This window comes from Streptomyces sp. NBC_00386 (assembly GCF_036063235.1).
In the GTDB taxonomy this organism is placed as follows: domain Bacteria; phylum Actinomycetota; class Actinomycetes; order Streptomycetales; family Streptomycetaceae; genus Streptomyces.
In genome coordinates, this window is the sequence record NZ_CP107950.1 from 7,502,237 (window position 1) to 7,524,399 (window position 22,163).

Annotated in this window: 21 protein-coding genes; 13 read left to right on the top strand and 8 right to left on the bottom strand. The window is 72.6% G+C overall.

The features are described 5' to 3' along the window. Positions 1-96 precede the first annotated feature (96 nt). Both OG780_RS32920 and OG780_RS32925 read right to left on the bottom strand, forming a co-directional pair. Positions 97-966, bottom strand: a complete 870-nt coding sequence (locus tag OG780_RS32920) for a HalD/BesD family halogenase (protein WP_328454319.1) — start codon at positions 964-966, stop codon at positions 97-99. 392 nt (positions 967-1,358) lie between these two features. Continuing rightward, positions 1,359-2,516 carry a TDT family transporter gene (locus tag OG780_RS32925; protein ID WP_328454321.1) on the bottom strand — a complete coding sequence of 386 codons (1,158 nt, stop codon included), beginning with the start codon at positions 2,514-2,516 and terminating at the stop codon, positions 1,359-1,361. A gap of 95 nt (positions 2,517-2,611) precedes the next feature. Here OG780_RS32925 and OG780_RS32930 point away from each other — a divergent pair, with 95 nt between their 5' ends. Continuing rightward, positions 2,612-3,538: a LysR family transcriptional regulator gene (locus tag OG780_RS32930; RefSeq protein ID WP_328454323.1), complete on the top strand. Its 927-nt coding sequence runs from the start codon at positions 2,612-2,614 to the stop codon at positions 3,536-3,538. 206 nt (positions 3,539-3,744) lie between these two features. Here OG780_RS32930 and OG780_RS32935 read toward each other — a convergent pair whose 3' ends face one another. Continuing rightward, positions 3,745-4,425: a gamma-glutamyl-gamma-aminobutyrate hydrolase family protein gene (locus OG780_RS32935; RefSeq protein WP_328454325.1), complete on the bottom strand. Its 681-nt coding sequence runs from the start codon at positions 4,423-4,425 to the stop codon at positions 3,745-3,747. A 167-nt stretch (positions 4,426-4,592) separates the two neighbouring features. Further along, the gene (locus OG780_RS32940) at positions 4,593-5,330 is read right to left on the bottom strand and encodes a FadR/GntR family transcriptional regulator (protein WP_328454327.1); all 738 of its coding nucleotides are present in this window, start codon (positions 5,328-5,330) and stop codon (positions 4,593-4,595) included. A 77-nt stretch (positions 5,331-5,407) separates the two neighbouring features. On the opposite strand from OG780_RS32940, the gene OG780_RS32945 reads away from it, so the two are divergent. From OG780_RS32945 to OG780_RS32960, 4 genes are all read left to right on the top strand, one after another. After that, positions 5,408-6,778 (top strand): glutamine synthetase family protein, encoded by a 1,371-nt coding sequence (locus OG780_RS32945; protein ID WP_328454329.1) that lies wholly within the window; start codon positions 5,408-5,410, stop codon positions 6,776-6,778. A gap of 107 nt (positions 6,779-6,885) precedes the next feature. Beyond that, entirely contained in the window at positions 6,886-8,241 is a 1,356-nt protein-coding gene (locus OG780_RS32950) for an aldehyde dehydrogenase family protein (RefSeq protein ID WP_328458564.1), read from the top strand. Further along, positions 8,238-9,029, top strand: a complete 792-nt coding sequence (locus tag OG780_RS32955; protein WP_328454331.1) for a 3-oxoacyl-ACP reductase — start codon at positions 8,238-8,240, stop codon at positions 9,027-9,029. The genes OG780_RS32950 and OG780_RS32955 overlap by 4 nt, the downstream gene beginning before the upstream one ends. Positions 9,030-9,136: 107 nt before the next feature. Continuing rightward, on the top strand, positions 9,137-10,051 hold the full coding sequence (locus OG780_RS32960) for a DUF2510 domain-containing protein (RefSeq protein WP_328454333.1): 915 nt from the start codon (positions 9,137-9,139) through the stop codon (positions 10,049-10,051). A 60-nt stretch (positions 10,052-10,111) separates the two neighbouring features. Here OG780_RS32960 and OG780_RS32965 read toward each other — a convergent pair whose 3' ends face one another. Next, positions 10,112-11,314, bottom strand: coding sequence for an amino acid deaminase/aldolase (locus OG780_RS32965; RefSeq protein WP_328454335.1), 1,203 nt, complete (start codon positions 11,312-11,314; stop codon positions 10,112-10,114). Between the two features lie 372 nt (positions 11,315-11,686). Continuing rightward, positions 11,687-12,331: a hypothetical protein gene (locus OG780_RS32970; protein ID WP_328454337.1), complete on the bottom strand. Its 645-nt coding sequence runs from the start codon at positions 12,329-12,331 to the stop codon at positions 11,687-11,689. 1,123 nt (positions 12,332-13,454) lie between these two features. Between OG780_RS32970 and OG780_RS32975 the strand changes: the two genes are divergently transcribed. Continuing rightward, positions 13,455-14,273 (top strand): hypothetical protein, encoded by an 819-nt coding sequence (locus OG780_RS32975; protein ID WP_328454339.1) that lies wholly within the window; start codon positions 13,455-13,457, stop codon positions 14,271-14,273. Then, positions 14,270-15,580 carry a type VII secretion-associated serine protease mycosin gene (mycP, locus tag OG780_RS32980; RefSeq protein ID WP_328454341.1) on the top strand — a complete coding sequence of 437 codons (1,311 nt, stop codon included), beginning with the start codon at positions 14,270-14,272 and terminating at the stop codon, positions 15,578-15,580. The genes OG780_RS32975 and mycP overlap by 4 nt, the downstream gene beginning before the upstream one ends. Positions 15,581-15,653: 73 nt before the next feature. On the opposite strand, the gene OG780_RS32985 is transcribed toward mycP, so the two are convergent. Continuing rightward, complete coding sequence (locus OG780_RS32985; protein ID WP_328454343.1) at positions 15,654-16,616, bottom strand: serine hydrolase; 963 nt, start codon at positions 16,614-16,616, stop codon at positions 15,654-15,656. A 149-nt stretch (positions 16,617-16,765) separates the two neighbouring features. Between OG780_RS32985 and OG780_RS32990 the strand changes: the two genes are divergently transcribed. Next, on the top strand, positions 16,766-17,497 hold the full coding sequence (locus OG780_RS32990) for an SseB family protein (protein ID WP_328454345.1): 732 nt from the start codon (positions 16,766-16,768) through the stop codon (positions 17,495-17,497). 51 nt (positions 17,498-17,548) lie between these two features. Here OG780_RS32990 and OG780_RS32995 read toward each other — a convergent pair whose 3' ends face one another. Further along, positions 17,549-17,905: a DUF1844 domain-containing protein gene (locus OG780_RS32995; RefSeq protein WP_328454347.1), complete on the bottom strand. Its 357-nt coding sequence runs from the start codon at positions 17,903-17,905 to the stop codon at positions 17,549-17,551. A 390-nt stretch (positions 17,906-18,295) separates the two neighbouring features. Between OG780_RS32995 and infC the strand changes: the two genes are divergently transcribed. The 5 genes from infC (at position 18,296) to OG780_RS33020 (ending at position 22,138) form a co-directional block, all read left to right on the top strand. Next, a complete protein-coding gene (gene infC / locus OG780_RS33000) occupies positions 18,296-19,027 on the top strand; it encodes a translation initiation factor IF-3 (protein ID WP_328458566.1) in 732 nt (243 codons plus the stop codon). Positions 19,028-19,133: 106 nt separating this feature from the next. Next, a complete protein-coding gene (gene rpmI / locus OG780_RS33005; RefSeq protein ID WP_006374321.1) occupies positions 19,134-19,328 on the top strand; it encodes a 50S ribosomal protein L35 in 195 nt (64 codons plus the stop codon). Positions 19,329-19,423: 95 nt separating this feature from the next. Beyond that, positions 19,424-19,807, top strand: a complete 384-nt coding sequence (rplT, locus tag OG780_RS33010; RefSeq protein WP_328454349.1) for a 50S ribosomal protein L20 — start codon at positions 19,424-19,426, stop codon at positions 19,805-19,807. 241 nt (positions 19,808-20,048) lie between these two features. Next, positions 20,049-20,909, top strand: a complete 861-nt coding sequence (locus OG780_RS33015; RefSeq protein ID WP_328454351.1) for a TrmH family RNA methyltransferase — start codon at positions 20,049-20,051, stop codon at positions 20,907-20,909. Positions 20,910-20,962: 53 nt separating this feature from the next. After that, complete coding sequence (locus OG780_RS33020; RefSeq protein WP_328454353.1) at positions 20,963-22,138, top strand: sensor histidine kinase; 1,176 nt, start codon at positions 20,963-20,965, stop codon at positions 22,136-22,138. Positions 22,139-22,163 lie beyond the last annotated feature (25 nt).

Consider the following 22,163-nt stretch of genomic DNA (forward strand, 5'->3'; position numbering starts at 1 on the left):
GGGAAGGAGGGGGAGGGGGGGGAAGGAGAGGAAAGGATGGGAGAGGACTGCGGCGACTACGTGTTCTCGCCGTCCGCCAGTCCGGGGGCCGGTCGCCTAGTCCAGGAGCCGGTCGCCGCGGACCGCCCTGCCCTCGGCCGCCAGGTGCTCGGGCAGCACCCGGCCGAAGAGCTGCCGGGTCCGTTCCACGCTCCCGATGACACCGGGGCGCTCGCTGTAGGCGAATATCGCGGAGTGGCGCGCGACCCCGCCGCGCACCGGGCTCACCCGGTGCAGCGAGTAGCGCCCTTTGAACAACTGCAGGTCACCCGGTTGGAGGGGAAGGCGCCGGGTCAACCGCTCGCCCCGGCCGTCCACCACGTCCCGGACGTCGTCGAAATTCTCGTCCTGCGCGGTCCGGATGTTCGGGCAGTACTCGAAGACACCGCCGTCCTGCGCCTGCTGGGTGAGCATGCTGACGGTGAACTCGTTGGTGTCGAAGTGCCAGGGGTGCTCCATGCCCGGCGCGACGACGTTGAGCACCAGCCCGGAGAGCGGGTCCGCCAGCTCGTGCAGTTCCGGCAGTTCGAAGCAGCGGGCGATGAAGTGCCGGAACACCGTGTCGGAGTAGAGCCGGCTGATGAGGGAGTCCGCGGGAACGCGGTCCCGCGCGACGAACGCGTTACCCCGCTCGAAGGTCCTCCGGCCGGGATGGTCCTCCGGCAGCGCCGAGTCCACCACGATGTTGTAGACGTTCACCGTCTCGACGTCGTGGTGCGCCCGGGGGGCGATGTCCGAGCACTCCTGCCGCAGCACATCGCGCAGCGACGGGCGGACGAAGTCCGGCAGCACGGTGCAGCCGAGAGCCGACAGGTCGTGCCGGGCACGGGAGACCACGGCCTGTCCCCGGGGGCTCGCGAGTTCCGACAGGGGATAGCGGGCCGTGTCCACCAACTGATCAAGGGTCAGGGATTCCGAAGAACGCATTCGATCCTCTCCACATGCGGGGCCGCCCCTCTCGTCGGTTCCCTCGCCGGCCCGCGGTTCCACCTCTTGCGCACGCACGGGACGAGCGACGCGCTCCGTGCGGTCGGCCGGACCTCACACGCGCCTCTTCAGTAACTCGGCTGACAGGAAGGGCACTTGAAGTTCCCACAGCGCCGCGGTGTTGTCTGTGACGCGTCGCACTGCCCCACTGTGAGCAGGTCCTGGTCACCGACGTCTACGTTCCACCCGGACCGGCGTGGTACGGCGCGACGGCATCCGCCCGGAACTCGGACGAGTACGTCGATGCCCCCAACGGGAAACCCTGCCCTTCGGATCCTCACGATCCGAAGGGCAGGGCGTCGTCCAGGGCAGGGCGAGGCAGCCGCGGGAGGCTACGTCCGCGAAGGCGCCGCGAGCAGCTTGCCGCTGATCAGGCCGTGAGCCGTGCGGACGGCGGCCACCGACCAGGCGGTCACCAGCAGGACGTACAGGGCGACGGCGAGCACCTCGAAGGCGGCCAGTCCGGTGTGCCGGGCCAGGCCCTCCGCGCCGGTCACACAGGTGCCCACCGGGAAGGTGAACGCCCACCAGGTCATCGCGAAGCCCATCCCCTGGCGGCGGGCCCGTACGACCATCGCGACGGCCAGCGCGAGCCACAGCAGCGCGAAACCCAGCACGGGGACGCCGTAGAGCACGGCCAGGAGCGCGAAGCCCTGGTCGTACGGGGCGGGCACCACACCGGGCGCGGCGTCCGCGAACTTGCCCACCGCGGTCGTCGACTGGCCCAGCGGGCCGAGGACAAGGAACAGGGTCGGGGTGAGCGCGAGCGGCAGCGGACCCGCCGTGACGAGCCGCGCGAAGATGACCGGCAGCATCACGAAGGTGGCCAGCAGGCTGATCCCGAACATCGCGACGCAGGCGAGGAGCAGGGTCTCCCGGGGCTGGCCTGTCGGCAGATGCGGAACGAGGAGGGGGCCGACGGCGGCCGACACCATGGGGGCGACGATCGGCAGCAGCCACACGGGGGACGCCTGTCCGGGCTCTATGCGATGCCGGACGACCATGAGGTACGGGACGGCCACGGCGGCGACGAGTCCGATCAGCGTCCCGGCGGTGAACAGGACGGTGTCCACGGCGACGGCCGCCGGTGTCCCGATCCACTCCCGGCCGACCAGGAGGGTGCCGCCGCCCACGGCGAGCAGGGCCATCGAGAGGCAGCCGTAGAAGGGGGCCATGGCCGGGTCGAGGAGGTGGGCGCGGGCCTGGTCGCGGTGGTACGTCCAGTGCAGGGCGCGGGCGGCGAGCAGCGACACCAGAAGGGTGAGCGAGAGGGCCCACACGAGGGTGCAGGCGGTGCGCAGGCCCGGCACGTCGGCGGGGAGCCCGGCCCCCGCCGTGGCCACGATGGCGGTGCCCATCACGGAGGCGTACCAGTTCGGGCCGAGATGCCGGACAGCGGCGACGGCGCGGTTTCCCGGGACACGGGGGGTTTTCGTGTCGGGGACGGTTCCCGCCTGATGGGCGGACAAGGGCTGGGCTGCGGTGACCATGACACCACGGTCGCGCCGCCGCGGATTCCCCACCAGGGAGTGCGCGCCTATGACGGCATAAGCTGGCTTTATGAGCAGCAGCGCTGAGGATCGCCATGAGTAGCGGTGCTGAGGACCGGCCCGGCGCCGGGATCGCGCACCGGGTACCCGATCTGGGCGCGCTGGAACTGCTGCTGGCGGTGGCGCGCCTCGGCAGTCTCGGGCGCGCCGCCCGTGAGGTGGGGATCACCCAGCCGGCGGCCAGCAGCCGTATCCGTTCCATGGAGCGGCTGCTCGGGGTGGCGCTCGTCGACCGTTCGCCGCGCGGGTCCCGGCTCACCCGTGAGGGGGCGCTCGTCACGGACTGGGCCCGTCGGGTGGTGGACGCGGCCGAGGCGTTCGACGCGGGGGCGCAGGCGCTGCGGGACCGGCGCGACTCACGGCTGAGGGTGGCCGCGAGCATGACCATCGCCGAGTATCTGCTGCCCGGCTGGCTGATCGCCCTGCGCGCCCAGCGTCCCGACACGGCCGTGTCCCTGCTCGCCGGGAACTCCGCCGGCGTCGCCGAGCGGCTGCTGACGGGTGAGGCGGACCTCGGGTTCGTCGAGGGGCTCTCGGTGCCGTCCGGTCTCGACGCCACCGTCATCGCGCACGACCGGCTGATCGTGGTGACGGCGCCCGGACATCCCTGGGCGCGTCGCCGGGCGCCTCTGGCGGCGGCGGAGCTGGCGGCCACGCCGCTCATCCTGCGCGAGGAGGGGTCGGGCACGCGTCAGGTTCTCGACTCCGCGCTCGGAGGGCTCGCGCGCCCGCTGATCGAGCTGTCGTCGACGACGGCGGTCAAGGCCTCCGCCGTCAGCGGCGCGGGCCCTGCCGTGCTCAGCGAGCTCGCCCTGGGTGAGGAACTGTCCGCCCACCGCCTGGTGGGCATCCCGCTCGCCGACGTGCAGCTCACCCGCGCCCTGCGGGCCGTCTGGCCGACGGGGCACCGGCCCACGGGCCCGGCCCGCGATCTGCTCTCGCTGACGCGAGGGGCGGCCTGACTGCACAGGGACACGGGGTGCCGCCTGACCACAAGCCGTTTTCGCCCCCGCCGCCCCTACCCTCCCCCAAGGTCTCGGCTTCGCTCGACCAGGGGGGACCCCCATCGTCCCCGGGGGCGCTGCCCCCGGACCCCCGCTCCTCAATCGCCGGAGGGGCTGGATTTGGCGTCCGCTCCTCAAACGCCGGAGGGGCTGAACTCCAGCGCTCACGACGCCGCCGCGACCAGGCCTCGCATCACCCGCAGGTCGTCTCCCATCTCCGGGTGCCACTGCACCCCCAGCACCCAGGCGGGGCCCGGGAGTTCGACCGCCTCCACGGTGCCGTCGGCCGCGTGCGCGCAGACCGTGAGACCGTCCCCGAGACGTTCCACCGCCTGATGGTGGTACGTCGGCACGGCGCACGGCTCCGGTACGAGACCGGCGTACCGAGTCCCGGGAACAGGGGTCACCTCGTGGTGCCCGACGACGCCGGTGTCCTTCACATGCCCGTCGAGGTGCTGGACGAGCGTGCCGCCGAGGAACACGTTCAGGAGCTGGTGGCCCCGGCAGATGCCGAGCAGCGGGGTGCCGGAGTCCAGCGCGGCCCGGATCAGGGCGAGTTCCCAGACGTCGCGCTCGGGGGCGGGCGGACCCGTACGCGGTGAGCGCTCGGCACCGTACCGGGCGGGATCGACATCGGGGCCGCCCGCGACGACCACCGCGTCGAGCCGGGCGACGGTCTCGCGCGCCAGCGCCGGATCGTCCGGCGGCAGCATCACGGCGAGTCCGCCCGCCCGCTGCACGAGCCGCGGATAGCCGGCCGGCAGCAGCGCGGCCTCCAGCTCCCACACGCCCCAGCGCGCCCCGACCTCCAGATACGTACTCACACCGATCAGCGGCCTGCCCACGCGCTACTCCCTCGGATCCGGGTCGCCGCGATGCCCATGAACGGCGACGCCAATGGAAAGATCTCATACCTTTACGGCGCGAGGGGCGCAACGCGGGACTCCACGCGGCGCCCCCTCTCGCGCCGGGAACCGCGCCCCCCCGCTCGCACCGGGACCCGCGCCCCCGCTCACGCCAGGAACCCCCGCAGCAGGGCCGCCGTGCCCGCGCAGTGCTCCCGCGTCATCTCCCGCGCCCCGTCCGCGTCCCCGTCCAGCACCGCCTCGACGATCGCGGTGTGCTGGCGCTGCGAGTGCTCCAGGTTGCGGACGAGCAGCGGGATGCAGTCGAGCAGGTCGTTGACCCCGGCGCGGACGGCCGCGTACCGCTCCGTGAGGGAAGGGGAGCCGCACAGCTCCGCGAGGGTGAGGTGGAGCCTGGTGTCCAGGCGCCGGTAGTCGGCCAGTGGGGCGTCGTTCGTGCGCTCCAGCGCCTCGCGCAGGCGCCCGGCCTGCTCCGCGTCGAGCCCGTGTGCCGCGCACAGCCCGGCCGCGCCCACCTCCAGGACCTCACGGAAGCGCAGCACGTCCTCGATGTCGACCGCAGCCACCCGGCGGCGCAGCTCGTGCTCGCCCGGTGTGTCGGTGCGCGCCAGCACGAAGGTGCCGCCGTACCGGCCGCGCCGCGACTCGACCAGACCCTGGTCCTGGAGCACCTTCAGGACCTCGCGCAGCGTCACCCGGCTGATGCCGAGCCGCTCGGCCAGCTCCCGCTCCGAGGGCAGCCGTCCACCGCCCGGCACCAGGCCGAGCCGGACGATCTGGAGGACCTGCTCCAGCGCCTCCTCGAAGCCGTTGCCCGCCCGCACCGGCCGCAGCACCGGCGTCAGCCGGTCGTCCGTACCGCGGTCGGGTTCCTCCCTCGTCATCCGGTCGCGCCCCCTTCCCAAGCAATGGTTCTCCGCAATACCTTATGGCCCTCGGCTGACCCAAGGAGGCTTTTCCGGTGGCAGACCGCACACCCCCGCTCTCCGTCGAAGAACTGCGCCGTCTCGTCGAGGCCGGTGACATCGACACGGTCGTCCTGGCCTTCCCCGACATGCAGGGGCGGCTCCAGGGCAAGCGGTTCGCCGCGGCCTTCTTCCTCGACGAGGTCCTGGAGCACGGCACGGAGGGCTGCAACTACCTCCTCGCCGTCGACACCGACATGAACACCGTCGACGGATACGCCATGTCCTCCTGGGACCGGGGCTACGGCGACTTCGCCATGCACCCCGATCCCGCCACCCTGCGGCGCGTGCCCTGGAACGCCGGCACGGCCCTGCTCATCGCCGACCTCGCCTGGAACGACGGCTCCCCGGTGGTCGCCGCGCCCCGTCAGATCCTGCGCCGCCAGCTCGAACGCCTCGCCGCGCTCGGCTACACCGCCCAGGTCGGCACCGAGCTGGAGTTCATCGTCTTCAAGGACACCTACGAGCAGGCCTGGGACACCGGCTACCGGGGGCTCACCCCGGCCAACCAGTACAACATCGACTACTCGGTCCTCGGGACCGGACGCATCGAGCCGCTGCTGCGCCGCATCCGCAACGAGATGCAGGCCGCGGGCCTGACCGTCGAGTCCGCCAAGGGGGAGTGCAACCCCGGCCAGCACGAGATCGCCTTCAAGTACGACGAGGCACTCGTCACCTGCGACCAGCACGCCGTCTACAAGACCGGCGCCAAGGAGATCGCCTCCCAGGAGGGCGTCTCGCTCACCTTCATGGCGAAGTACAACGAGCGCGAGGGCAACTCCTGCCACATCCACCTCTCCCTGGCCGACGCCGACGGAACCAACGTGATGGCCGGCTCCGCGCAGGACCCGGGCGGCATGTCGGAGGTCATGCGCCACTTCCTCGCCGGACAACTGGCCGCCCTGCGCGACTTCTCCCTCCTCTACGCGCCCAACATCAACTCGTACAAGCGGTTCCAGCCCGGCTCCTTCGCCCCGACCGCCGTCGCCTGGGGGTACGACAACCGCACCTGCTCGCTCCGCGTGGTCGGACACGGCCGCTCGATGCGCTTCGAGAACCGGCTGCCCGGCGGCGACGTCAACCCGCACCTGGCCGTCGCCGGACTCGTGGCGGCCGGTCTGTACGGCGTCGAGCGGAAGCTGGAGCTGCCCGAGGCGTGCTCGGGCAACGCCTACACCGCCGAGTACGCGCACGTCCCCACCACCCTGCGCGAGGCCGCCGAGCTCTGGGAGAACAGCCCGATCGCCCGGGCCGCCTTCGGTGACGAGGTGGTCGAGCACTACCGCAACATGGCGCGCGTCGAACTGGAGGCCTTCGACGCCGCGGTGACCGACTGGGAGCTGCGCCGCTCCTTCGAACGCATGTGAGGACCCCCTTGCCGCACCCGCACGCATCGCAGCCGCACGCACCGCACCCGGACGCGCCGCACCCGTCGTACCCGTACACCTCGCCCCCGTACGACCACGAACTCCAGGTGCTCGACCCGGCCACCGAAGAGGTCGTCGCCACCGTCCCGGCCGCCACCGCCCAGGACGTGGCGGACGCCGTCGTCCGAGCCGGCCGGGCGCAGGCCGGCTGGGCCGCACTCGCGCCCGCCGACCGGGCCAGGCTGCTGCGCCGCTTCGCGGCCGTCGTCGACGGCCACATCGAGGAACTGGCCCGCCTGGAGGTGCGCGAGGCCGGCCACACCCTGGGCAACGCCCGCTGGGAGGCGGGCAACGTCCGTGATCTGCTCGACTACGCCGCCGGGGGAGTGGAGCGGCTGACCGGCCGTCAGATCCCCGTTCCCGGCGGCCTCGACATCACCCTTCTCGAACCGCTCGGCGTCGTCGGCGTCATCGCGCCCTGGAACTTCCCGATGCCCATCGCCGCCTGGGGTACCGCACCCGCCCTCGCCGCGGGCAACGCCGTCATCCTCAAGCCCGCCGAGACGACCCCGCTCACGGCACTGCGGCTGGCCGAACTCGCCCTGGAGGCGGGCCTGCCCGACCACCTCTTCCAGGTGCTGCCCGGCGCGGGTCCCGTCGCGGGCGACGCGCTCGTCGGACACCCCGGCGTCGCGAAGATCGTCTTCACCGGGTCGACCGCCGTCGGCAAGCAGGTGCTGGCGAAGGGCTCCGCCCTCCTCAAGCGCGTCACCCTCGAACTCGGCGGCAAGAGCCCCAACATCGTCTTCGCCGACGCCGACATCGAGGCCGCCGCGGCCGCCGCCCCCATGTCCTTCCTCGACAACTCCGGCCAGGACTGCTGCGCCCGCACCCGCATCCTCGTCCAGCGTTCCGTCCACGACCGTTTCCTCGAACTCCTCGCCCCGGCCGTCGAGTCCGTCGTCGTCGGCGACCCCTCCGACGAGCGGACCCAGATGGGCCCGCTGATCTCCAGGTCCCAGCTGGAACGCGTACGGTCCTACGTCGACGCCGACGCGCCCGGCATCCGGGGCAAGGCCCCCGAGGGCCCCGGTTTCTGGTTCGCGCCCACCGTCCTCACCGGCGTCGACCCCGGCGCGCGCGTCGCGGTCGAGGAGGTCTTCGGCCCCGTCGCCGTCGTGCTGCCCTTCGAGGACGAGGCCGACGCGATCCGGCTCGCCAACGCCACCGACTACGGCCTGTCCGGCTCCATCTGGACCCGCGACGTCGGCCGCGCCCTGCGCGTCTCCCAGGCAGTCCGGGCCGGCAACCTGTCCGTCAACTCCCACTCCAGCGTCCGCTACTGGACCCCCTTCGGCGGCTTCAAGCAGTCGGGAATCGGCCGCGAACTCGGCCCGGACGCCCTCACCGCCTTCACCGAGACCAAGAACGTCTTCATCAGCACGGAGGGTCCCGCACAGTGACTTCAGACACCCCCGAGATCATCTGCCGCCGCCTGGTGGGCCGCACCGCCGTCATCACCGGCGCCGCCAGCGGCATCGGCCTCGCCACCGCGCGCCGGCTCGCCTCCGAGGGAGCCCACGTCGTCTGCGGCGACATCGACGAACAGCACGGGAAGGCCGTGGCCGCGGAGGTCGGCGGCACCTTCGTCAAGGTCGACGTGACCGACCCCGAACAGGTCGAGACCCTGTTCAGGACGGCGTACGACACCTACGGCTCGGTCGACATCGCCTTCAACAACGCGGGCATCTCGCCGCCCGACGACGACTCCATCCTGGACACGGGACTGGAGGCCTGGAAGCGCGTCCAGGAGGTCAACCTCACCTCCGTCTACCTGTGCTGCAAGTCCGCCATCCCCTACATGCGCCGCCAGGGCAGGGGCTCCATCATCAACACCGCCTCCTTCGTGGCCCGCATGGGCGCGGCGACCTCCCAGATCTCGTACACGGCCTCCAAGGGCGGTGTCCTGGCCATGTCCCGTGAGCTGGGCGTCCAGTTCGCCCGGGAGGGCATCCGGGTCAACGCCCTGTGCCCCGGCCCCGTCAACACCCCGCTGCTGCAGGAGCTGTTCGCCAAGGACCCCGAGCGGGCCGCGCGCCGGCTCGTGCACATCCCGGTCGGACGGTTCGCCGAGGCGGACGAGATCGCGGCGGCCGTCGCGTTCCTCGCCAGCGACGACTCCTCCTTCGTGAACGCCACCGACTTCCTTGTGGACGGGGGCATTTCAGGCGCGTACGTCACACCGCTGTAGCCCGGACGCGCGAACGGTCCGCGGGCGACAGGCCCCAAGGGGCGGCCCCGTGCCCGATCCCGCGGACCCGTTGCACCGCTCGTCCCGGCACGTCCTAGAGTGCCGGGATGAGCATGACGCCTCCACCCGGCTGGTACCGCGACCCTTCGTACCCGCTCGTCGAGCGCTGGTGGGACGGAACCACGTGGACCGACCACCGGCGTCAGCCCGAGACCCCCCAACAGCCCCTGATACAGACCCCGCCGCCCGGCGGCTCCGGACGCGCCAAGGCCGTCGCCCTCGTGACGGCCGCCGCCGTCCTCGTGGCCGCGATCGTCACCGGCGCCGTGCTGCTGCGCCACGACGACGGCGGCGACGAGGCCGCGGCGCAGACCACGCCCGCGGCAACGTCCCCCACCCGGAGCGACGACTCCTCACCGTCACCGTCCGGCACCTCGCCGTCGGCCGGTGACCCGTCCGTCGTCGTGGACGAACTCGACGGCATCACCTTCCCGGTCCTCGACGGCTGGGCGAAACCGCAGTACGTGGCCGACCACGACATGGTGCTGACGACCCCGCGAACCTACGACTGCCCGGGCGACCCCGGCCTGTGCCGGCACGGACGGGTCGAGGCGCGTACCGCGACGGCGACCGACGAGACGTCGCCGAAGGCCCTCGCCGAGGGGGACATCGAGGACGCCGCCGACAGCGCGTACGGCCACGACCTCGTCGGCAGCCGCCCCTTCCGGGGCATCACCTCCCACCGGCTGGTGAAGTCCGGCTCGGTCGCCGTCGCCGGGCGCGCCGGATATCTCGTCCGCTGGAAGGTCAAGACCGGTGTGGGGCCCGGGGGTTACGTCGAGTCGTTGGCCTTCCCGTCCAGCGTGGGCTCGCAGTCCCTGGTCATCGTCCGGTTCGCCTTCGACGCCGGTGCCGACGGGCCGCCGTTGTCCGACATGGACCGGATCACCCAGGGCATCCGCTCGGTGGGCGACAAGGACACCGGCGGCGGTGTGGGCAGCAGCATCGGCCCGTCCCGGTGAACGACGCCCGCCGGGCCGGGGGACAGGCGTCCCCCGGCCCGGCGGGCGTGATCCCGCGGATCAGAGGAAGGTGTGACCCTCGCCGCGATACGTCGGGACGGAGGCCGTGACGGTGTCGCCCTCCACGAGGTGCAGGGTGTCGAACCGCTCGCACAGCTCACCGGCCTTCGCGTGCCGGAACCACACCTTGTCGCCGATGAGCAGATCGTCCGCCGGGGAGCCGAGCAGCGGGGTCTGCACCTCGCCGGGACCCTCCTGGGGGTCGTACGACAGTCCCTCCGGCAGATACGGGACGGGCAGCCGGTCCGCGCCCGCGGCCCCCGACGCGGGATATCCGCCGCCCAGCACGGTCACCACACCCACACCGGGCCGGCGCACCACGGGCTGGGCGAACAGCGCCGCCGGGCGTCCGCTGAAGGACGTGTAGTTGTCGAAGAGCCTCGGCACGTACAGTCCCGACCCGGCCGCGATCTCCGTGACCGCGTCCTCGGCCGCCGTGTGCTGCACGCTGCCGGTGCCGCCGCCGTTGACGAATTCGAGGTCCGGTTCGATGGCCCGTACGGCCCGGACGACCTCCGCGCGCCGCTGGGCGAGCTCCTTGCGCGCCGTGGCCTGCATCAGCCGCACGGCACGCGAGCGCAGCGGCCGCCCCGCGATCGCGTCGCCGACGCCCGCTATGTGGCCCTCGTACGCCATGATCCCCACCAGCTTGAACCCGGGGGCGCGTCCGATGGCACGGGCCATCTCGGCCACCTGGGCGGGGGAGTGCAGCGGCGAACGCAGCGCCCCGACCCGGACCCGGCCGCCGAACAGCTTGAGCGAGGTGTCCAGCTCCAGGCAGACCCGCACGACCTCGGTGCCACCCTCGCGTGCCTCGTCGATGAGGCGGAGCTGCGCCGGATCGTCGACCATGACGGTCACCGCGGCGGCGAGCTTGGGGTCGGCGGTCAGCTCCGCGTAGCCCTTGCGGTCGGCCGACGGATAGGCGAGCAGGACGTCGTCGAAACCGGACCTGGCCAGCCACAGCGACTCGGCGAGGGTGAACGACATGATCCCCGCGAAGCCCTCCCGGTCCAGGACGCGTTCCAGGAGGGTGCGGCAGCGGACGGACTTGCTGGCGACACGGATCGGCTTCCCGCCGGCCCTGCGGACCAGATCGTCCGCGTTCGCGTCGAAGGCCTCCAGGTCCACGATGGCGACGGGGGCGTCGAGGTGAGCGGTGGCCCGGTCGTAGCGGGCCCTGTCGGCGGCACGGGCAGTCATGGACGAAGACTGCCAGACTCCATTACCGCAGGGTAGGGGGACGTTCCGGGCAGATGCCCCGGGGCCTCGTACTGGTTCCCGCCCGAGGCGCGTCAACCCGTAGAGTGACGCGGACGCAGGGAGGAACGACCTTGCCCCGGCGGAACCTGCCCGGGTGACGGTCCACTGGTGCGGGTATGCGTGCCCGTGGCGGATCCTCCGGCGCACACGGAACGGCTCGCCGGGTTACGGGGCGTCCGACAGCCCGGTACGAGGAAACGGGGGGTGCATGGGTACGGAAGCGCGGCGCGCCTCGCATCCCCAGCGTCCCCCGGTCCCGCCCGCCTCGGCGCCGCCGCCCCCCGCGAACCCACCGGGCCGTCCGGCTCCGACTCACCCGCCGGTTCCGCCGAAGCCGGTCCGGTCGCCCGGGCCGGACCTGTCGGGCGGGGAGGACTGGTCTGCCGAGGACCCCACGCCGAGCACCCAGGGGTCCCCCTCCGGATCCGGGCAGGCGGCGTCCGACCGCGCTCCGGCTGTCCCGCCGCGCCCCGCGAGCCCGCCCCGTGGCGCGGCCCCGTCGGTGCCGCCCCAGCCCGCAGGGCCGCCGTCCGCGCCGACGCGGTCCGGTGCGCCGGGCGCACGATCCGCCGGCGGAGGCGGTTTCCGCTCCTCCGACGATGCCTCCGCGCCGGGTTCCGCCGCGGCTTCATCCGCCGAGCCGAGGCCCGGACACGCCCCTCGGGTGCCCGCGCCGCCGTCGTCCTTCGACTTCTTCGACATGCCTACGGAGTCCGGGGCGCCGTCCGGTACGACGAACGCCCCGAGGTCTGCTCCGCCGTCCGAGCCGCGGCCGGCCCCGTCCGGTACACGGGCGTCCGCCGGGCCCGGCGGGACCGGCGCCGTTTCGCCCGGCAGGCAGGGTGCCGCCGCACCCGGCATGCCGGATTCAGCCGCTCCCGGCGCCCCGAAGCGCGACTCGCTCGCCCGGCCGAGGGCGGCTTCGGCGGGTGCGTCCGGCAGGCGGGGTGCCGCCACGTCCGGCGTGCCGGATTCAGTCGCTTCCCGTGCCCCGAGGCCCGACTCGCTCGCCCGGCCGAGGGCTGCTTCGGCTGGTGCGTCCGGTACCCCTGGGACCGCTTCGTCCGGCGGGCCGGCATCCGCCTCGACCCGTGCGGGGGACTCCTCGGAGCCGGGCGCGTCCCGTGCGCCGGAGCTCGCTTCACCCGGTGCCCCGGGGTCCGCCGCACCCGCCGCACCGGAGTCCGTCTCGCCCGGCAGGCCGTGGTCGGTCCCGTCCGGCGCACCGGGTTCCGACGCGCCACCGTCCACTCCGACGGGGACGCCGGGATCCGACCGCCGAGGGGACGCCGCGACCGGCGTGCAGAGGTCCGACGCGCCAGGCTCCGACTCGTCCGGAACGCCGGAGCGCGACCCTCGATGGTCCGCCCCGACCGGTTCGGCATCGTCCGCCGTGCCGCGCCCGGCGACGCCGTCCAACGCGCCGCGCCCCGTGTCGCAAGCCACCCCGTACGGCTCCGCGACCTCCCCGTCGGCGAGCCCGGCTCCACCGTCGGCGGCTTCACGGCACTCCGCGTCGGACGAGGCTCCGCAGGGTCCCGGCTCCGCGTCGAGGCCGGAGGCCCGGCGCTACCCCCACCTGCGCCCCGAGGGCCGGACGGGGCCGTCGGCCCCGCCGCCCCCCGCGGCCTCCGCACGCTTCCCGGACACGCCCCCCGCGTCCGGCGGCCCGGCACGTCCCGACGAGGCGCCGCGCACCACGGGGCCGTCGCGACCCGGCGGGACACAGCGTCCCGCGCCGCGCCCGGCCCGGCTGTCGCACTCGGCGGCGCCTCAGCGCCCGTCCGAGCCCCCGCGATCCGCCGAGCCCCCGCGATCCGCCGAGCCCCCGCGCCCCTTTGAGCCCCCGCGATCCTCCGAGTCCGGGGCGTCCGAGCGGGCCGGGGCGGCAGGGCGGGGCCCCGGTTCCGGGGAGCGGGTCGCGGAGGCGACCTGGGAGACGCCGGAGACGCGGCCCGGGCGGAACGATCAGGCACCCCTGGCCTCCGCCGCCGCACGGCCGTTCATTCCGGCCCCGTCGGTCCCGTCGGCGGCGCCCGCCGAGGCGACCCCGGCGACCCCCCAAGTACAGCGCCCCTTCGTGTCGTTCGCGGAGCCCGAGACGTACGGCGGCCGCACCGCGCGTGTGCGTCCGTTCCGTCGGCGGGCCCGGCCCGGCATCGTCACCGCCGCGACCTGTGTCGTGCTCGGACTCGGGCTCATCGGCGGCGCGGTGACCGGCAGTTGGCTCACCGGCGACAACACGGACGCACCCGGTTCGCCCGCCGCCTTCACGTCGGCCGGAGAGCTCTGGCACAGCGTGCCCGTGGACCAGCTCTTCCCGCCGACCGTGCGCGGGGACGGCGCGGGCCCCGGCGGTTCCGACCGCACCTGGACCCGGATCGCCGTCGCCCCCGACACCGGCTGCAAGGACGCCTTCGACCCGCTGCTGCGCCAGGCCCTCGCCCCCGTCGGCTGCCTGCGCCTGCTGCGTGCCACCTACGTGGACGCGACCCGCAGCCATGTCACCACCGTCGGCCTGCTGTTCACCAAGGCGGACGCGGCGGGCATGACCTCCCTGAAGGCCCGCTTCCGCAAGGAGGGCCTGGACCGGCGCACCGACCTGCTGCCCCTGCCCTACGCGGTCAAGGGCACCGCGGCCGAGGGTTTCGGCAAGGCCCAGCGTGCCTCCTGGACCGAGTCGGTCCTCACGGACGCCCCCGTCGTCGTGTACGCGGTCTCCGGGTTCGCGGACGGGCGTACGGTCGCCGCTCCGCAGCCCGCAGCCGACGCCATGAAGCCGGACTCGACCACGGCCGCGGCCCAGGCGGGCCTCGGGCATGAGGCGCAGGGCCTCGCCGACCGGGTCGAGCGAGGCCTTCGCAAGACCGTCACCTCGTCCACGGAGAAGCCGTCATGACCCGCCACGACGGCCCCGACGGCCGCATCCGGCAGTCCCGCACGACCGGTCCCGGCGATACGACCGGTACGACGCCCCCCGTCGGCCGGGCCCGGCGCCCGCGCCCGGCCCCGGAGGCCCGCGGACCCCGGATCTCCCGCAGGGCCGGCACCCTCGCCGCCCTGCTCGCCGCCTCCCTCACGCTGGTGCCCTCGGCCGCCGCGCACGCCGACGGCATACGCGCCCAGCAGTGGGGCCTCGACGCGATGCACACGCAGCAGGCGTGGCGCACGACCAAGGGCAAGGGCATCACCGTCGCCGTCCTCGACACCGGCGTCGACGCCCTGCACCCGGATCTCAAGGGCAATGTGCTCGGGGACAAGGACCTGGTCGGTTTCGGCGCGAACCGCGGCGACGTGACCTGGGCCCGGCACGGCACCGCCATGGCGGGCATCATCGCCGGGCACGGCCACGGACCGGGTGACGCCGACGGCGTCATGGGAATCGCCCCGGAGGCGAAGATCCTGCCCGTCCGCGTCATCCTGGAGGACAAGGACCCGGCCCGCTCCAAGGCCCGCAACACCCGTGGCAACGCCCTCGCGGACGGCATCCGCTGGGCCACCGACCACGGCGCCGACGTCATCAACCTCTCCCTCGGCGACGACTCCAGGTCCGCCCACCCCGAACCCGCCGAGGACGAAGCCGTCCAGTACGCGCTGAGGAAGGGGGTCGCCGTCGTCGCCTCCGCCGGCAACGGCGGGGAGAAGGGCGACCACATCTCGTACCCCGCCGCCTACCCGGGCGTCATCGCGGCGACGGCCGTGGACCGCTACGGAACCCACGCGTCCTTCTCCACCCGCCGCTGGTACGCCACCGTCAGCGCCCCGGGCGTCGACGTGGTCATCGCCGACCCGGACGACCGGTACTACGAGGGCTGGGGCACCAGCGCGGCGTCCGCGTTCGTCTCCGGAGCGGTCGCGCTCGTCAAGGCCGCCCATCCGGGTCTGTCGCCCGCGCAGATCAAACGGCTGCTGGAGGACACCGCCCGCAACGTTCCCTCCGGGGGCCGCGACGACTCCCGCGGCTTCGGCTTCGTCGACCCGGCCGCCGCCATCAAGGCGGCCGGCCGGCTCAAGCCGGAAAGCGGTCTCACGTCGGCCGAGTACGGCCACAAGTACTTCGGCACAGGACCCGACGCCCCCGACGACGGCGGCAGTCCGGTCGTATGGGCGGCCCCCCTCGCGGGCGCCCTGGGCCTCGCCCTGCTGACGGCCGCGGTGTTCCTGTGGCGCGGCCGCAGAGACACGAATCCCTTCCGACAGCCTTGACCGTGCGGGTCGTCGGAGAACCCCGCACTTCCCGCACACCGACTCCCGCCAACCGGTCCTGTGGTGGCGGGCCTCAGTCCTCGGCCGTGTCCTGGAACGCGGACACCGCGGCCTTCGACACCGCTTCCACCAGCGAAATGCCCTTCGCCTGCGTGGAGTTCCCGTTCGACAGCGTCGCCACCAGATAGCCGTGGCCGTCGGCCGAGATCCGCCCGATGCTGTTGACGTCCCACAGCCCGGTCGTGCTGCGCGCCAACCACCCGTTCTTCAGCGCCCATTGAGAACCGTCGGCAGCGGCGGACACTCCCCACTGCTGGTCGGTCTCGATCTCGCCCATGAGTCCCTGGAGATAGGACCGCGAGGCCGCGCTGAGTTCGGAGTCGTCCCCGAACACCTGGCGCAGCAGCGTGAGTTGGTCGCTCGCTGTGGTCTGCGTCAGCCCCCACAGCTCGCCGTCGCCGCCCTGCGTGTCCTTCAGGCCGAAGCGCTTGTTCGCCGCGTCCAGACCGTCGGCCCGCCCGATGGAGGCCCACAGAGCGGTCGCCGACACGTTGTCGCTGTTCTCGATCATCGCGGTGGCGTTCGTCTTCTCCCGCGCGGTCAGATGCCGGTCCGCGTCCTGCGCCTGGAGCAGCAGCGCGGCCAGGATGTTCACCTTGACGATGCTCGCGGTGTCGAAGGCCGCGTCACCGTAGGCGGCGCCCTCACCGGAGTCCACGTCGAGGACGGCCACCGACGTCTTCGCCCCGGCCGCCACCGTCACCGACTTCAGCGCCTTCGCGAGCAGCGCGTCCCGGTCCACGGAGGGCTCCGCCACGGGTTCCACCGATGCCTCCTCGCTCACGGCCGGCGACGGCGAGGGTGACGCCGACGCGGCCGACGATACGACGGCGGGACCGTCGTGCGCCTGTGCCTTCATGTACACCGTCCCGGCCGCCGTGGCGCCCACGAGGACGGCCGAGGCCACCGCGGTGTACAGAAGTGGCTTGCGTCGGGAGGGCCGGGCTCGGCGCCCGCGTGCTCTGTGACGGTCCATCCGCTGATGCTGGACGGCCGGGCTGTGTCTGCGGTTAGACGAGTGTTAGAGGTGTGTCAGGGGAGACTGAGAAACTCGTTAATCCCGTCAACCCGGGGTTTCAGGGGCCGCACAAGCCCAGCAGCATCCCCCCTATAGGGTCGGGGACCGTGGCGAACAAGAACATTCCCGACCCCGGCTTCCCCGACGACGACGGCTCCGCCGACCCCCGGCTGAGCGTGGCGCTCGCGGCCTGGTCCGCCGACCGCGCCGCCGTGCCGCCGGTCCTGGAGGCGCTCACGGGTGCCCGGCTGCTCGTGCCCGTCGTGGCGATCCTCGGCGAGGTCGAGGAGGACGAGAACGGGCTGCGCCGCGAGAAGACCAGCGACATGGCGGTGCCCACGCTCAAGGCGGGGAACCGTACGGCCCTGCCCGCCTTCACGTCCACGGACGCGCTGGCCCGCTGGGATCCCGAGGCCCGCCCCGTCGCCGTACGCCTGAACCAGGTCCTGGAGGCCGCGGCGCACGAGAAGGCCGACACGATCGTGCTGGACCTGGCAGGGCCCGTGTCCTACGAGCTGACCGGTTCCGCCCTGCTGGCGCTCGCCGAGGGACGTACGACCGCCGATCCGCTCGCCGATCCCGCCGTGGTCGAGGCGGTACGCGCCGTGGTCGCCACGGAGCCCCTGGTGGTCCGCGCCCATCTCGGCCCCGGTCCGGCGGACGGCACCCTGGCGCTCGTGCTCGACCCGTCGGCCGCCCCCGCCGAGACGGCCCGCGCGGTGGCCGAGCGGCTCGCGGCCGACGAGACGCTGAGGGCCCGCCTGGTGCGCGGCCTCGACCTGGCACTGCTGCCGGCCGAGGTGACGCCTCCGGGCGAGCCCCTGTACGTACGCGGATAGGTACGCGGGTGGTCCGTGTCCGTACGACGGACGGACACGGACCAGCCGTTGTCAGCCGTAGACGGGTCCCGTGTACTTCTCGCCGGGGCCCTGGCCCGGCTCGTCCGGGACGAGGGACGCCTCGCGGAAGGCCAGCTGGAGGGACTTCAGACCGTCGCGCAGCGGCGCCGCGTGGAAGGAGCTGATCTCGGTCGCGCTCGCGTCGAGCAGTCCGGCGAGCGCGGTGACCAGCTTGCGCGCCTCGTCCAGGTCCTTGTACTCGTCGCCCTCCTCGGTGAGACCGAGCTTCACGGCGGCGGCGCTCATCAGGTTCACGGCGACCGTCACGATGACCTCGACCGCGGGGACCTCGGCGATGTCGCGGGTCATGGTGTCGTAGTCGGGGTTCTGGGGAGGGGTGTCACTCATGCCTCACACGATAGGCCCCGGCGCGCGTGACCCCGTCCACGGGAGCCTTCCGCCCGGTGAGCGGCGGTGAGGCGGCCTCCGGTTAGCGCGGACCCGGCGGAACTGCTAACCTTTTGTAACGACCGGCTGGACACGTATGTGCTCAGCCCACAAGTGGAGGCTCCGATCTCCCACCCGACTGTCCTCCGGGACGGCGGGTCATCCGGTCAGGTGGCCACCACCGTTCCGTACGGACGGTGGAGTCGCCCGAATGCGCGCCCCGCGGTTGACCGCGGCGGTGCTCCGGTTAGCCATGGAGCCCCGCCTGTGTCCCGTCCGGGGCATTTTTCATGTGCCACGGTGGTTGGTCCACTGTCATCAGAGACATACGCGGCTGTCCGCCAGACCGCCGTGTGGTGCTACCGAGGAGGATCCATCAGCACCGAGCCCCGCATCAACGACCGGATTCGCGTTCCCGAAGTGCGACTTGTCGGTCCCAGCGGCGAGCAGGTCGGGATTGTTCCGCTTGCCAAGGCCCTGGAGCTTGCTCAGGAGTACGACCTCGACCTGGTCGAGGTGGCCGCGAGCGCACGCCCGCCGGTCTGCAAGCTCATGGACTACGGGAAGTTCAAGTACGAGTCGGCCATGAAGGCCCGTGAGGCGCGCAAGAACCAGGCGCACACGGTCATCAAGGAAATGAAGCTCCGGCCGAAGATCGACCCGCACGACTACGACACCAAAAAGGGTCACGTCGTCCGGTTCCTCAAGCAGGGCGACAAGGTCAAGATCACGATCATGTTCCGTGGTCGCGAGCAGTCCCGGCCGGAACTCGGCTACCGACTGCTGCAGCGTCTCGCCACGGACGTCGAGGACCTCGGGTTCATCGAGTCGAACCCGAAGCAGGACGGCCGAAACATGATCATGGTTCTCGGTCCGCACAAGAAGAAGACCGAGGCGATGGCCGAGGCCCGTGAGGCTCAGGCGGCTCGCAAGGCGGAAGCGAAGGCCAACCCGGGTCGCTCGCAGAACGCCGCCGATGACGACATCGTCGAGGGCGAAGCCGTCGAGGGCGAAGCCGTCGAGGGTGAGACCACCGAGGCCGAGTCCGCCGAGGCACCGGCCGAGGCATCAGCCGAGGCCTGATCCCAGGGCTGACGCCCCGGGATGCCAATCCATACATATGACGTTCCATCGTGCCCGGTCTTGCGGCCGGGCACCGGAACGCCACTGACGAGGAGAGAACGGCGCTATGCCGAAGAACAAGTCGCACAGCGGTGCCAGCAAGCGCTTCAAGATCACCGGCTCCGGCAAGGTGCTCCGTGAGCGCGCCGGCAAGCGCCACCTGCTCGAGCACAAGTCGTCCCGCGTGACCCGTCGTCTCACCGGCACCGCCGAGATGGCCCCGGGCGACGCCGCGAAGATCAAGAAGCTTCTCGGCAAGTGACGAACCGGCGCCCAGCGCCGTTTCGTCTGATCCGGGACCCCATCGATTTCGGGCCGTGTGAGTCCAACCACGGCCCCGCTACAAGGAGTTAAAAAGTGGCACGCGTCAAGCGGGCAGTCAACGCCCACAAGAAGCGCCGGGCGATCCTCGAGGCGGCCTCCGGCTACCGCGGTCAGCGTTCGCGCCTGTACCGCAAGGCCAAGGAGCAGGTCACCCACTCGCTGGTCTACAACTACAACGACCGCAAGAAGCGCAAGGGCGACTTCCGTCAGCTGTGGATCCAGCGCATCAACGCTGCGGCCCGTCAGAACGGCATGACGTACAACCGCCTCATCCAGGGTCTGAAGGCCGCCAACATCGAGGTGGACCGCAAGATCCTCGCGGAGCTGGCCGTCAACGACGCCAACGCGTTCACCTCGCTGGTCGAGGTCGCGAAGAAGGCGCTGCCGTCGGACGTCAACGCGCCGAAGGCCGCGTGACGCTGCGCCGGCTCAGCCGTCGTGACTGAAGGACCCGCAGGTTTCAGCCTGCGGGTCCTTTGCTGCTGACGCCCGCTGAGGCTGTCCGTTCGGGTGCCGGCCGTCGGGGGCTGATCGCTCCCCCGAGTTCTCGGTTCCGCTCGAACAGGGGGACCCCCGTCGCGGCGGAGCCGCAGATCGACACGGGCCCGCGCTCCCAGCGGGTCGCAGTCGTCCCCAGATACCGAAGGTGAACCAGAACATGCCCCCCGCCGCCCCCGAGCTGATCTCCCCGCGCTCGCCGCGTGTCCTGGCCGCCCGGCGGCTGGCCCGGCGGAATTTCCGGGGGAAGGAGCGGCTGTTCCTCGCCGAGGGGCCGCAGGCCGTCCGGGAGGCCGCCGCGCACCGCGCCGACGGCACCGCGACCCTGGTGGAACTGTTCGCCACCGTCGAGGCCGCGGAGCGCTACGCCGACATCGTCGACGGTGTCCGCCGGGCCGGCGCCCGGGTGCACCTCGCCGACGAGCAGGTCATCGCCGACATCTCCACCACCGTCACCCCGCAGGGCCTCGTCGGCATCTGCCGCTTCCTCGACACCCCTTTCGAGGACATCCTCAAGGCCCGGCCCCGTCTCGTCGCCGTGCTCGCCCACGTCCGCGACCCCGGGAACGCCGGGACCGTGCTGCGCTGCGCGGACGCCGCCGGAGCCGACGCCGTCGTCCTCACCGACGCGTCCGTCGACCTCTACAACCCCAAGGCCGTACGCGCCTCCGTCGGCTCCCTGTTCCATCTGCCCGTCGCCGTCGGCGTGCCCGTCGAGCAGGCCGTGGCCGGACTCAAGGCCGCCGGCGTCCGCATCCTCGCCGCAGACGGCGCCGGTGAGGACGACCTCGACGACGAACTCGACAAGGGGACCATGGGCGGCCCCACCGCCTGGGTCTTCGGAAACGAGGCCTGGGGGCTTCCGGAGGAGACCCGCGCGCTGGCCGACGCCGTCGTGCGCGTTCCGATCCACGGAAAGGCCGAGAGCCTGAACCTGGCCACGGCCGCGGCCGTATGTCTCTACGCGTCAGCCCGTGCACAGCGCGCCTCCACAGGGTGCCGTTCCGTCACCGGCAGCTAGTAGGGTGACGGGCCCGGGGGCCCTCTGCGCCAGACGAGAGGTGGGGTACGGGGATGAGTGTCGGCACGGGCGGTGCCCACAGCGCGCTGCGAGCACGGGACGCGCGCGGCACATCCGCGCCCCTGCACGATGACACCGCCGAAGCCGGTCCCGGTCTCGGCATAGACCCCGACGACCTGCCCGACGGGATCGTCGTCGCCGACGAACACGGCCGCGTCGTCTGCTTCAACGCCGCCGCCGCCCGGATCACGGCGGTTCCCGCCGCCGAGGCCCTCGGCCGCCGGCTCGAAGCGGCGCTCCCGCTGGAAGACCTCGAAGGCCGGCGCTGGTGGCAGCTCACGGACCCCTACGGCGGACTCGCCATCCGCAACGGCCAGCCCGAACGGAACCTGCTGCTCCCCGGCGGCCGCGAGATCCTCGTCTCCGCCCGCTATGTGCGCACCCACCCCACCGGACCGGTCCGCCGGGTCGTCGTCTGCCTGCGCGACACCGAGGCCCGCCGCCGCACCGAGCGCAGCCACGCCGAGCTGATCGCCACGGTCGCCCACGAACTGCGCTCGCCGCTCACCTCCGTCAAGGGCTTCACCGCGACCCTGCTCGCCAAATGGGAACGCTTCACCGACGACCAGAAGAAACTGATGCTGGAGACCGTCGACGCCGACGCGAACCGTGTCACCCGGCTCATCGCCGAGCTCCTCGACATCTCCCGCATCGACTCCGGCCGCCTCGAAGTGCGCCGCCAGCCCGTCGACATAGGCGCCGCCGTGGGCCGGCACATCCAGGCGTACGTCGCCTCCGGCCAGCCCGCCGACCGCTTCCTGCTGCGCATCGAGCAGCCCCTGCCCGCCCTCTGGGCCGACCCCGACAAGGTCGACCAGGTGCTCAGCAACCTGATCGAAAATGCGGTGCGCCACGGCGAGGGAACCGTCACCATTGACGTGGCACCCTCCACCTCCCCGCGCGAGCGGCCGGACGAGGAGGGCACGGCGAACGCCGTCACGTCGGTCACCGTGAGCGACGAGGGCACCGGAATCCCGGAGGAGTCCATGAACCGCGTCTTCACCCGCTTCTGGCGGGGCAGCAAGCGCGGCGGCACCGGCCTCGGGCTCTACATCGTCAAGGGCATCGTCGAAGCCCACGGCGGCACCATCACGGTCGGCCGCGCCCCCGGCGGGGGAGCCGAGTTCCGATTTACGTTGCCCGTGGCCACCCCGGCGTATCTCCTCTGACGCCGCAGCGGCCGCCACGGGCGCA

Excerpts from the sequence above, each read along its gene's own strand:
- OG780_RS32930 (WP_328454323.1), top strand. The coding sequence starts at position 2,612 with ATGAGTAGCGGTGCTGAGGACCGGCCCGGCGCCGGGATCGCGCACCGG.
- OG780_RS32960 (WP_328454333.1), top strand. The coding sequence starts at position 9,137 with ATGAGCATGACGCCTCCACCCGGCTGGTACCGCGACCCTTCGTACCCG.
- rpmI (WP_006374321.1), top strand. The coding sequence starts at position 19,134 with ATGCCGAAGAACAAGTCGCACAGCGGTGCCAGCAAGCGCTTCAAGATC.
- OG780_RS32965 (WP_328454335.1), bottom strand. The coding sequence starts at position 11,314 with ATGACTGCCCGTGCCGCCGACAGGGCCCGCTACGACCGGGCCACCGCT.
- OG780_RS32925 (WP_328454321.1), bottom strand. The coding sequence starts at position 2,516 with ATGGTCACCGCAGCCCAGCCCTTGTCCGCCCATCAGGCGGGAACCGTC.
- OG780_RS33015 (WP_328454351.1), top strand. The coding sequence starts at position 20,049 with ATGCCCCCCGCCGCCCCCGAGCTGATCTCCCCGCGCTCGCCGCGTGTC.
- OG780_RS32985 (WP_328454343.1), bottom strand. The coding sequence starts at position 16,616 with ATGGACCGTCACAGAGCACGCGGGCGCCGAGCCCGGCCCTCCCGACGC.
- OG780_RS32995 (WP_328454347.1), bottom strand. The coding sequence starts at position 17,905 with ATGAGTGACACCCCTCCCCAGAACCCCGACTACGACACCATGACCCGC.
- mycP (WP_328454341.1), top strand. The coding sequence starts at position 14,270 with ATGACCCGCCACGACGGCCCCGACGGCCGCATCCGGCAGTCCCGCACG.
- OG780_RS33020 (WP_328454353.1), top strand. The coding sequence starts at position 20,963 with ATGAGTGTCGGCACGGGCGGTGCCCACAGCGCGCTGCGAGCACGGGAC.
- OG780_RS32920 (WP_328454319.1), bottom strand. The coding sequence starts at position 966 with ATGCGTTCTTCGGAATCCCTGACCCTTGATCAGTTGGTGGACACGGCC.
- OG780_RS32940 (WP_328454327.1), bottom strand. The coding sequence starts at position 5,330 with ATGACGAGGGAGGAACCCGACCGCGGTACGGACGACCGGCTGACGCCG.